The organism is Microvirga arvi, assembly GCF_016892765.1.
GTDB lineage: Bacteria > Pseudomonadota > Alphaproteobacteria > Rhizobiales > Beijerinckiaceae > Microvirga > Microvirga arvi.
Genome location: NZ_JAFEMD010000139.1, coordinates 1 through 2,500, shown reverse-complemented (window position 1 = coordinate 2,500; position 2,500 = coordinate 1). Strand labels below are relative to the sequence as shown.

Here is a 2,500-nt window from a genome sequence, read left to right as displayed (position 1 = left end):
AGGACCCCTCACAGGTATCCCTTCACTGACTTACGGAACGCTCCGCTACCGCATGCACAAAGTGCACACCCTAAGCTTCGGCTCGTGGCTTGAGCCCCGTTACATTTTCGGCGCAGGAACCCTTGTTTAGACCAGTGAGCTGTTACGCTTTCTTTAAAGGATGGCTGCTTCTAAGCCAACCTCCTGGTTGTTTTGGGATTCCCACATCCTTTCCCACTTAGCCACGAATTGGGGGCCTTAGCTGTAGGTCAGGGTTGTTTCCCTCTCCACGACGGACGTTAGCACCCGCCGTGTGTCTCCCGTACACTCCTTCCAGGTATTCGGAGTTTGGTTAGGTTTGGTACCGCTGTGGGCGGCCCTAGCCCATCCAGTGCTCTACCCCCTGGAGGATTCATACGAGGCGCTACCTAAATAGCTTTCGCGGAGAACCAGCTATTTCCGAGTTTGATTGGCCTTTCACCCCTAGCCACAAGTCATCCGAGACTTTTTCAACAGGCACCGGTTCGGTCCTCCAGTGCGTGTTACCGCACCTTCAACCTGCTCATGGCTAGATCACCCGGTTTCGGGTCTAAAGCAACGAACTCAAAACGCCCTGTTCAGACTCGCTTTCGCTGCGCCTCCACCTATCGGCTTAAGCTTGCTCGTTACTTTAAGTCGCTGACCCATTATACAAAAGGTACGCGGTCACCCAGGACGAACCTTGGGCTCCCACTGTTTGTAAGCATCCGGTTTCAGGAACTGTTTCACTCCCCTCGTCGGGGTGCTTTTCACCTTTCCCTCACGGTACTAGTACACTATCGGTCGCTGAGGAGTACTTAGGCTTGGAGGGTGGTCCCCCCATGTTCAGACAGGATTTCACGTGTCCCGCCCTACTCATATCCGGCAATCACCCTGACCTGTACGGGGCTGTCACCCGTTCATGCCCGCCTTTCCAGACGGTTCCAGTGAAGATCATGCCGGCATTGGCCTGGTCCGCGTTCGCTCGCCACTACTAACGGAGTCTCAATTGATGTCCTTTCCTCCGGGTACTTAGATGTTTCAGTTCCCCGGGTTCGCCTTAAACCCCTATGTATTCAGGGCCTAATCCCTTCATCTGACCCTCCGTCTTGCAACCCCACTGTTTCCAATGACGTCACAAGACAAAGGGTCGAAGGTGGGTTTCCCCATTCGGAGATCCTTGGATCAAAGCTCGTTCGCAGCTCCCCAAGGCTTATCGCAGCGTACCACGTCCTTCATCGCCTCTCAGCGCCAAGGCATCCACCAGATGCTCTTACGACACTTGATTACTCTCATGATCAATGTCCGCTCGGCTAAAAGCCGGACATGACCAACAAGAAAGACCTGTCTTCGACCTTTCGATCAAAGACATATTTTTGCTTGCCAAGCATATCCGGCGCGCCTGGCTGCGGGCCAGGGCTGGTGCGCGGGAACTAGGTCGTCCCGCTTGCCGAATATGCTGCCTCTTTACGATTTCAAACATCCGCGCCAACCACCTACAAGGGCAGGGCACGAACCTCATTTGACATTCCGGAAGAAGATCTTGGTGGAGCCTGTCGGGATCGAACCGACGACCTGAAGCTTGCAAAGCTACCGCTCTCCCAGCTGAGCTAAGGCCCCGTTTTTGCTTCGGCCTCAGACGCCGGCGAAAGCCTCCGCTTTCTTGGCTTCCCGCGCCATGGGGCGCGGCGGCCGGTCGGCCTTGCCTCAGCCCTCGCGGGCTTCGGATCAAAGCGCCACACGATAATGGTGGGCCTGGGACGACTCGAACGTCCGACCTCACCCTTATCAGGGGTGCGCTCTAACCACCTGAGCTACAGGCCCCAACCGAGGCCTGCAAAGCCCCGGCCGATGTTTTCCGGAATTGAGAGAAGAGAAACGAAGACGGCAGCGTCCCGCTAAAACGAGCTCTGACTGAGCTCTTGTGTTCTGAAGAGGTCCGATAGAGGAGGCGTATGCCTTCTCATAAGAGACCATCCTTAGAAAGGAGGTGATCCAGCCGCAGGTTCCCCTACGGCTACCTTGTTACGACTTCACCCCAGTCGCTGACCCTACCGTGGTCGCCTGCCCCCTTGCGGTTGGCGCAGCGCCGTCGGGTAAGACCAACTCCCATGGTGTGACGGGCGGTGTGTACAAGGCCCGGGAACGTATTCACCGTGGCGTTCTGATCCACGATTACTAGCGATTCCGCCTTCATGCACTCGAGTTGCAGAGTGCAATCTGAACTGAGACGGCTTTTAAGGATTAGCTCCCCCTCGCGGGTTCGCTGCCCTTTGTCACCGCCATTGTAGCACGTGTGTAGCCCAGCCCGTAAGGGCCATGAGGACTTGACGTCATCCCCACCTTCCTCTCGGCTTATCACCGGCAGTCCCCCTAGAGTGCCCAACCAAATGATGGCAACTAGGGGCGAGGGTTGCGCTCGTTGCGGGACTTAACCCAACATCTCACGACACGAGCTGACGACAGCCATGCAGCACCTGTGTTCCCGCCAGCCGAACTGAAG

At 56.4% G+C, this 2,500-nt stretch carries 2 tRNA genes and 2 rRNA genes (1 of these 4 cut by a window edge); all 4 read right to left on the bottom strand.

Annotated features, from left to right (window positions below):
* Positions 1-1,285 (bottom strand): 23S ribosomal RNA (locus ILT44_RS29975) (it extends 1,526 nt beyond the left edge of the window).
* Between the two features lie 256 nt (positions 1,286-1,541).
* Positions 1,542-1,617 (bottom strand) — tRNA-Ala (locus ILT44_RS29970).
* A gap of 127 nt (positions 1,618-1,744) precedes the next feature.
* Positions 1,745-1,821, bottom strand: a tRNA-Ile gene (locus tag ILT44_RS29965).
* Positions 1,822-1,980: 159 nt separating this feature from the next.
* Positions 1,981-2,500, bottom strand: a 16S ribosomal RNA gene (locus tag ILT44_RS29960); the annotation flags it as partial.